We start from the raw sequence: 9,187 nt of genomic DNA, 5'->3' as shown, positions 1-9,187 counted from the left end.
CCGCCAATGTTGTGGAAAGTAAGCAATTTAATCGTAATTCTCGGTGCCTTTCCCGCCAATCGAGAAATCAATGCACAACATTTACGATAGACGGTTGCTCTTTCTCGCGATGGGCAAAAAGTTTTTTTTGTATATTTGAGTTTCAAGTAGTGCTTTTTTTTGAACTTAAATTATAAAACATTGTTACAGAAATAGACACAACAGTTTAACCCTAATACTTTTTACTATATGCCAAATAAATTTGAAGAATATTTAAAGAATTCCAGAGCTTGGATTTTTAAAAACTTAACTTGGATACTGATTGTTTTGTCATTGCTATGCTTTATCATTTCCTTAAATGATATTTTTTCCCCGAGGGTAAATTCAATTTTAGATAAAGCGGGCTTAGGTATGTTAACATCAGGTATTTTTACTGCCATTCTGAAATCTTTACAATTTACGGGAATATTTAAAGAAGAAATTACAAAAGTCATGACTAGTACTTCTTTTATTGAAAATAGAAATGATTTGCCACAATTATGGAAAGATATTTCTAAAAGTTTATACAATAGAAAATTTCCAAAAATTAGTGATTTACTTGAAGATAAGATTTTAAATACCTATCTCCCGACAAATTCTTCTTTTTACTATGAGGATTACAATGTGTCCATAAATATAAAAGAGATTAACGACAATTTTGAGATTTTTTATACCCAAACGTGTCAATATAATGTCATATTGGACAATGAATCTGAATCTGCTAAATTGGAGATACGAAGTGAAATTAGTGATGATAATGATCCTAATACAAGAATTGTTAATGAGCTTATTTATTTTAAGGTCAATGGAGAAGATATTGCGCTAGTTGAAGATGAATCTACTAGAGATGACCCCAAAAAAACGTTGTATAAATATGAACTAAAGAATTCTAAAAAATTTGTAATAAAATCAAAATACGAGAGGAGATATCCTCTTAAAAATGAAAATTATAAGCTTTTTAGAATGAAGTATATAACCCATGGAATGCAAGTTTCAGTAAATTTTCCCTCTAATGTGAGAGTTTCTTTTTTTAATATAGGTTTGGTTAATGGCTTTACAAATAGTAATGAAGATTTTGAAAATCATATTTGTAGAATACTAAATAATGATATAATTTTACCTCACCAAGGTTTTGGTATGAGTTTTGAAAAAATACGTTAAATTACATTGTTAAACGATAAATTATAGTACATTTACAATGTAATAGCAATATTATAAACTTATAAAGCAAGAATTATGAAAGCATTAATTAGTAAAGGAATAGATGAGTTGTCTTAATTCCAAATAGTTTTTAAACTTATAAAACAAGGCCGAATGATATATTCGGCTTTTTTATTTCATAACGCTAAACAAACCATTTCAATTCGAGATATAGTGTGTCGATGCAGTGAGTACAACAAAAGGAGTATACTATCACATTTCATTTGTCAATCCATTAAACAACACCAAATCGAATGACAATGGGATTGAAAAGGGGGAAAAAGAAATATTTTTAGTGCCCTTTTAAGAATCAAAAAGGTATCGGCTTGTTTGCGCCATCATTTGGGTCTTTCATCATCCAGAAAACAAAAAAACCGCTCGTTAAAAGCGGTTCTTTGTTCTAAAGTCTAAAGTCGAATCACTAGTGACTAGTCACTAGTCACTAGTCACTAATTACTATTAATCAACCTACATATACGCTTCAATCGGCGCACACGAGCAAACTAAATTACGGTCGCCGTAGGCATCGTCTACACGACGAACACTTGGCCAGAATTTGTTGTCGTGCAAATACTCCAAGGGGAAAGCGGCCGCTTCACGTGAATAGGGGAAGTTCCACTCATTGGCGGTTAACATCGCTAAAGTATGCGGCGCATTTTTCAAAACATTGTTGGGTTCTTCTGCCGTTGCCGCTTCAATTTCTTGGCGAATGGCAATCATGGCATCACAAAAACGATCTAATTCGGCCAAATCTTCCGATTCCGTAGGTTCAACCATCAAGGTACCCGCTACCGGGAAGGAAACCGTGGGTGCGTGGAACCCATAATCCATCAAGCGTTTGGCAATATCGGTGACTTCGATGCCTTTTTGTTTGAACTCACGACAATCCAAAATCATCTCGTGGGCTGCCCGTCCACATTCACCCGAATACAACACAGGGTAGTGGCTTTCCAAACGGGCCTTCATATAGTTGGCATTCAAAATCGCATATTTTGTGGCATCGGTCAGTCCCTCCGAGCCCATCATCATGATGTAGCCGTAGGAAATCAAACACACCAAAGCCGATCCAAAAGGTGCTGCCGAAATAGCGGTAATCGCTTGGTCACCACCGGTTGGGATAATTGGATTCGTAGGTAAAAACGGAACTAATTTTTCATTCACACAAATAGGTCCAACTCCAGGCCCCCCACCCCCGTGCGGAATCGAGAAGGTTTTGTGTAAGTTTAAGTGGCACACATCGGCTCCAATGGTCGCTGGATTGGTCAGTCCTACTTGGGCATTCATGTTGGCGCCATCCATATAAACTAAACCGCCATTTTCGTGAATCAGGTTGGTGATTTCGATAATCGAACTTTCAAATACCCCATGAGTAGAAGGATAGGTCACCATCAACGCGGCCAAACGATCTTTATGTTCGATGGCACGTGCTCGCAAGTCCTCGACATCGATATTTCCTTCCGGAGTGGTTTTGGTGACAATAATCTCCATCCCTGCCATGGCTGCCGAAGCGGGATTGGTGCCGTGGGCCGAGGAAGGAATCAAACAAACGGTGCGGTGGTTATCGCCTCGTGAAAGGTGGTAGGCGCGAATGGCCATTAACCCCGCATATTCCCCTTGGGCTCCCGAGTTAGGTTGTAATGTGGTACCTGCAAAACCAGTGACCACATTCAATTGATGCTCCAGTTTTTTCAACATGATTTGGTAGCCTTCCGCTTGGTCGAGGGGCGCAAAGGGGTGAATGCTATTCCATTGCGCTTGCGATAACGGAAGCATTTCAGCCGCGGCATTCAGTTTCATGGTGCACGACCCCAACGAAATCATCGAGTGGTTTAAGGACAAGTCTTTGCGTTCTAATTTTTTGATGTAACGCATCAACTGACTTTCCGAATGGTAGCTGTTGAACACCTCGTGCTGTAAAAACGCCGATTGGCGTTCGAAGGCCTTCGGAATTTGCGATTGCGTGCTGAGTTCGCTAATCGTTACGGGCGATTTTCCGAGGGCTGTAGCAAATACGTTGACAATTTGGTTCAAATGCGCTACTGAGGTCGTTTCGTTTAACGCAATTGAAATGGTTTCCCCGTCGATGTAATAGAAATTGATTTCGTGTTGCTCGGCAACGGGGCGCACTTTAGCCGCATCGGCTTTCACTACGAGGGTATCGAAATACGCCGTGTTGGTTTGATATACGCCGAGTTGATTTAACGCATCGGTCAAGGTTACGGCTGCGGCATGTACTTTATTGGCGATGTATTGCAATCCTTTCGGGCCGTGGAATACCGCATACATACCCGCCATTACGGCCAACAATACTTGCGCGGTACAAATGTTGGATGTTGCTTTTTCACGTTTAATATGTTGCTCACGGGTTTGCAACGCCATACGCAGTGCTCGGTTGCCATTGGCGTCGATGGTGACTCCAATGATACGGCCGGGCATTGAGCGTTTGTATTCTTCTTTGGTGGCAAAAAAACCAGCATGGGGTCCGCCATAGCCCATAGGAATACCGAAACGTTGGGTAGTCCCCACCACCACATCAGCGCCCCATTCTCCGGGAGGTGTTAGTACTGCCAAGGATAAGATGTCGGCTGCTACGGCAACTTTAACGTCCAAGGCTTTGGCTTGCGCCATAAACGCTGTGTAGTCGTTGATTTGACCGTATTTTCCGGGGTATTGTACAATAGCACCAAAATACTCCGCAGTAAGTGTGATGGTTTCGTGATTTCCAACCACCAATTCAATGCCAATAGGGGTTGAACGGGTTTGTAATACCGATAGGGTTTGGGGAAGGATGTCTTCGGAGACAAAGAATTTATGGGCATTGTTTTTCTTCTGGTCGCGGGTACGCACATCAAACAAGAGGGCCATTGCTTCGGCAGCGGCTGTTCCTTCGTCAAGCAAAGAAGCATTGGCGATTTCCATTCCCGAGAGTTCGATTACCATGGTTTGGAAATTCAAAATAGCCTCCAAACGCCCCTGTGCAATCTCAGCTTGGTAGGGGGTGTAGGCGGTATACCATCCGGGGTTTTCAAAGATATTGCGTTGAATTACCGCCGGAATGACCGTGGGGTGGTATCCCAATCCGATATACGATTGAAACACCTTATTTTTTTTACCTAAGGCTGTAATATGGTTCAAATACTCATGTTCGGAAAGCGCGGGTTCCAACGCTAAGGGTTGCTTCAATCGAATCTCATCGGGTAACGTCTCGTAAATCAATTGGTCCATATCGGCTACCCCGATGGTTTGGTACATGTGTTGTAAGTCGGATTCACGTGGCCCAATGTGACGTGATGCAAATAAATCTGTTCTCATTAAAGTTGGTAAATTAGTCTGTTTTGTTGTGTTGTCTTGATTTTTTTTACCTAAAAAAATCGCTAACAAAAGTACTTATTAAACTTGTATTTTGGTCACGCACAGTTGCTAATATTTTTAGAATTTTTCAACCAAAGGAGGGGTTTATCAACAAAACCGTGGTGGGATTTCCTTTCGGGGAACTGCTTGAAATTTAATACGTTCAACGGGAATAGTTTGCTGTACATCGAGTTTCTTTTCGAAACCTTTTTTTGGGGCGTAACATTGCATTCCAAAACAAAAACGCGATGAAAAAACTACTTTTCCTCTTGGTTTGTCTCATTGGGGGCAACGTACCCGCACAATCGGTGGTGATCAACGAAATCATTACTTCCAATACCACGGTGATTACCGACGAAGATGGCAGCTATGAAGACTGGATTGAATTGTACAACGCCGGAACCACAGCGGTCAATCTGCAAGGGTATGGACTCTCGGACAATCCTGCAACGCCTTATTTTTGGGTTTTTCCAGAGTATTGGTTGCAACCGGGAGCGCATCTTCTGGTATGGTGTTCGGATAAAAATCGAACGGTTACAACGGCTCCACTGCATACCAATTTCAAAATTAGTTCAGGAGGCGAGACCCTCACATTAACCCGACCCGATGGGACTGTGGCCGATAGCTATGCGCCCTTGTTGGTTCCGCAAAATTTTACCTACGGACGTCAAACCGATGGCGGAAGTACCTTTGTGTTTTTTCCACAACCTACGCCAGGCACTTCCAATGGCGCAGTAGTAGGCTATGCAGAGGTATTGGCCCCGCCCACTTTTTCGGTGCAAGGGGGCTTTTTTACAGAGAGTTTTACGTTGACTTTGAGTCATCCTGATCCCGCCGTTACCATTATCTACACGACGGACGGTTCTGACCCGAATAGCAACAACCTCAACGGAACCACTTATTTTTATAAAAATGTGTATCCCGAGGAAATAGGGGCCTTACCGTCGACAACTTTTTTGTCCAATAGCTTTCAATCGCAAACGTACACGGCACCCCTTACGATTGCCGATCGCACTACTGCCCCCAACGATATTTCAATGATTTCATCTACGTTTGATGATGATCCTTCTTTTTATTTGCCTAGTGCTCCAATTTACAAAGGAACTGTAGTGCGCGCACGAGCCTACAAGCCCGGTGCCTTAGCCAGTCCCATAGTCACCGAATCTTATTTTGTGCACCCGCAAGGATTGGCCCGCTTTGGGTTGCCCGTGATGTCGGTAAGTATCGATGAAAACAAGTTTTTTGATTACAATGAGGGGATTTATGTGGCTGGAGTCGATTTTGACAATTGGCGCTTGGCCAATCCCAACACTCAGGCGCTTTGGTATTCTGATTCCAATTACGATCGTTCGGGCGACAGTTCCGAGCGTGTGGGCAGTATCAACTATTTTGTCAATGGAAATGAAGTCTTAAACCAACAAGTGGGGATTCGCATCAATGGCGGCGGAACCCGTCAGTTTCAAAACAAATCGTTGCGTCTCTATGCCCGGCCTGAATTGGGGGCAGCGACCTTCAATTATCCGGTGTTTTCGGGCGATCCTTTCAGTGGGTATAAGCGCTTGATTATGCGCAATTCGGGCAATGATTTTTTCAATACCTATTACAAAGATGCCTTTACCCATGACTTGATTAAAAAAACGGGCTTGGATTTTCAATTATACCAACCTTCTATTGTGTTTTTGAATGGGGAATATTGGGGGATGCTGAATTTACGCGAGCGTTTAGACCGTCATTATTTTGAACGAAAGTACGGAATTACGGAGTCGGATATCGAAATCATTGCCGACGGGTATCAAGTGGATGAAGGCACCGACACACATTTTCAGGCCCTTTTTACGTATTTGCAAAACAATAGTTTGGCCTCCTCAGGGGCGTTTGATTACCTAAAAACGCAAATGGATGTCGACAATTTCCGGGACTATTTTATCACCAATATTTTTATTCAAAATACCGATTGGCCCGGTTGGAATACTCTTTTTTGGCGTAAAAACGTACCGTTTACCCCAAATGCCCTTTACGGTAACGATGGGCGTTGGCGCACCGCTATTAAAGATACCGATGCCGGATTTAGTTTGATGTATGATATTAACGACCACAATACCCTCGAGTTTGCCACAGCTACCGGAGGAACCGAATGGCCCAATCCCGAATGGTCCACGTTAATCTTGCGTCGATTGTTGGAAAACGATGCTTTCAAGTTGGGTTTTATCAATCGCTTTGCCGACATGATGAATACGTATTTCTTACCCGAGCGGGTTATCGGACTCTCGGAGCAGTTTGCTGCAGGGATCGAATCGGAAATATTTAATCAAATTGACCGATGGGCAGCTCCTTTTGATGATGATTGGTGGTACGAAAGTCAGGATGTGATTGCCAATTTTGCCACCGTACGCCCTGAGATTCAGCGCACCCATATTCGGGAAAAGTTTGGGATTACCGCCAATGTGACGACAACCTTGGACGTGAATGAAGTTGATCGCGGGTATATTCAAATCAATACGATTGCACTCACTGCGGACACGCCAGGGGTGGCTCAAAATCCGTACCCATGGAACGGGATATATTTTCAAAACATCCCCGTCACGGTCAAAGCGATCGCACTACCGGGATATTCATTCAGTCATTGGAGTGGTGCGGTAACGAGTACCGATGCTGAAATTACCTATACGCCCACGGCTGATTTTGCCCTTACGGCCCATTTTATTCCCACAGGACAGGGGCCAACCGCAATACCGATTTATTTTTGGATGATGGATGCGGTACTTGCCAATGATACGCCGTTAACAAGCATTGCGAGCACTTATGAAGTGGGTGCCGAGGGGCAATTGGTGTATACTTCATGCTTGGTAGGTTATCCCTTCAGTGTGGGACATCCGAATTGGCGTAAAGCTTCTATGGAGCGGCGCAATAGTCCCACAGCCCTAAATTATATTCCTGAAGCCAATAACAATCTCCCTTTTGCGACGTCGAACATGCGGGGATTGCAAATCAAACAACCGTTTCAAGCACAAGGCTTTGAAAATACCATGACGTTTCGATTTTCAACGGTAGGCTATCGCGATATTGTGTTTGCGTTTGCTGCCCGAAATGAAGGCGCTGCCGAAGGGATAACCGTGGAGTATAGTGTAGACGGGTTAACGTGGAGTGCCCAAGGCTTGGCTGCTGCTACCTTGCCACTTACGGCCGATTACCAGGTGTTTCAAGTCGATTTTACCAGTATTGCCGCGGCGACCAATTCGCCCGATTTTCAAGTGCGTTTTCGCTTTTACGGTAGCGATATGACGGTTGATAATGGCAATCGTGTCACGTTTAACAATTTCAGTGTACAAGGAGTGGCGTTGCCGTTGAGTGTGCCAGAAAGTACCGATTGGCAGGTAGCCATTTTCCCCAATCCGGCTACGACCTTGGTTTCGGTGGTTCCAACGCCAGCCGATTTGACCTATCAAGTGGTCGCTTTGGATGGGCGTTTGGTGAAATCGGGGGCCACTACCGACGGACGGATTGCAGTGAGCGATTTACCCGCAGGGATTTACCTCCTTCAATTGGAGTCCGAGGGCAAACGTACCACACGTAAGCTAATGAAACGATAAATATACCGGAAAGGAGTTTTGGAAACAAAGCTCCTTTTTTGTAGGTTGCTCTTTTAAATTGGTATGTAATGCAAATCGTAAAAAGGGCGCTACAGCACTTGACCCATTTTTATATAGTGGCGTCCTTGCACACCGGCTTGGCTGTAGTCGCTTTGTACACCGTGGCGCAAGCGCATTTGGGTCAGTCTTGGTCGCTCAATCACGGCATTCGTATTGGAGCAGGCACTGTCGTGGCCTACAACGGACTTCGCTATGGTGCTTTGCTTTGGAAACCCAAGGCCTCGCGACGGGTTTGGGCGATTCGTGCGGTGACGCTGTTGCTATTCCTCCTTTGGGGCGTTATGGTATACCCTCTAGAAGTTGTTTCGGCCTTGGATTGGATCGTTGGGATGGGAGCTGTAGTTCTGTATCCGTGGCTTCGCCGTTGGGGGTTGTTTAAGATGTTTTGGGTGAGTGGGGTCGTTACTTACGTTACCGTTTTTTTGGGAAGTAGCGTTCCTGTAGGGGATATCAGGCATAATCATGTAGCCTTGATTCACTTTATCTATGTTTGCGCTTTACTGTTGCCGTTTGAGATTTACGACAGTACCCACGATCCTGCGGCATTAAAAACCCTACCGCAACGGTTTGGGATTCTTTGGGCCAAGCGGTTTGGGTATGTTTTGGTGCTTGTATTTGTGGGCTTAGTTTTTTGGAGTCATGGCATGCCACAAAAGGGGGCTGCGTTGGGTATCGCGCTGCTTACTTTGGGGGCCATTTACACAACCCAACCCCACCAATCGAAAACGTTTACTGCCTTTTGGGTTGAAGCGCTCCCGATGGTATGGGCAGGATTGGTGTATGGGATTGGCGGGTGACAATGCTTGTTGTCGATGGGGTATAGTATGCAAAAAGAGCCGCATTCACGACTCTTTTCTTTTTGATTTATTGTTTACTTACTTTCAACGCATAGGAGGCTGTTTCGGTGTGGAGTGTTATATGAAACACGCCTGTGGGTTGTCCTGACAAATCGATGGGTACGGACTGCC

General features: G+C 44.1%; 4 protein-coding genes. 3 read left to right on the top strand and 1 reads right to left on the bottom strand.

All coding sequences use genetic code 11. The features are described from left to right. Positions 1–228: 228 nt before the first annotated feature. On the top strand, positions 229–1,179 hold the full coding sequence (locus O9316_RS12220) for a hypothetical protein (RefSeq protein ID WP_298347258.1): 951 nt from the start codon (positions 229–231) through the stop codon (positions 1,177–1,179). Positions 1,180–1,686: 507 nt separating this feature from the next. On the opposite strand, the gene gcvP is transcribed toward O9316_RS12220, so the two are convergent. After that, positions 1,687–4,530: an aminomethyl-transferring glycine dehydrogenase gene (gene gcvP / locus O9316_RS12215; protein ID WP_298205163.1), complete on the bottom strand. Its 2,844-nt coding sequence runs from the start codon at positions 4,528–4,530 to the stop codon at positions 1,687–1,689. A 287-nt stretch (positions 4,531–4,817) separates the two neighbouring features. On the opposite strand from gcvP, the gene O9316_RS12210 reads away from it, so the two are divergent. After that, positions 4,818–8,159 carry a CotH kinase family protein gene (locus O9316_RS12210; protein WP_298347256.1) on the top strand — a complete coding sequence of 1,114 codons (3,342 nt, stop codon included), beginning with the start codon at positions 4,818–4,820 and terminating at the stop codon, positions 8,157–8,159. A gap of 68 nt (positions 8,160–8,227) precedes the next feature. After that, positions 8,228–9,016 carry a hypothetical protein gene (locus O9316_RS12205; protein WP_298205161.1) on the top strand — a complete coding sequence of 263 codons (789 nt, stop codon included), beginning with the start codon at positions 8,228–8,230 and terminating at the stop codon, positions 9,014–9,016. The last annotated feature ends 171 nt before the right edge of the window (positions 9,017–9,187 follow it).

The organism is Flavobacterium sp. (genome assembly GCF_027533505.1).
GTDB lineage: Bacteria > Bacteroidota > Bacteroidia > Flavobacteriales > Flavobacteriaceae > Flavobacterium.
Note: the sequence above shows the minus strand (reverse complement) of the source record. Positions and strands in the feature narration are given on the sequence as shown.

Coding starts and splice junctions, on each gene's coding strand:
- O9316_RS12220 (WP_298347258.1), top strand. CDS start 229: ATGCCAAATAAATTTGAAGAATATTTAAAGAATTCCAGAGCTTGGATT.
- gcvP (WP_298205163.1), bottom strand. CDS start 4,530: ATGAGAACAGATTTATTTGCATCACGTCACATTGGGCCACGTGAATCC.
- O9316_RS12210 (WP_298347256.1), top strand. CDS start 4,818: ATGAAAAAACTACTTTTCCTCTTGGTTTGTCTCATTGGGGGCAACGTA.
- O9316_RS12205 (WP_298205161.1), top strand. CDS start 8,228: ATGCAAATCGTAAAAAGGGCGCTACAGCACTTGACCCATTTTTATATA.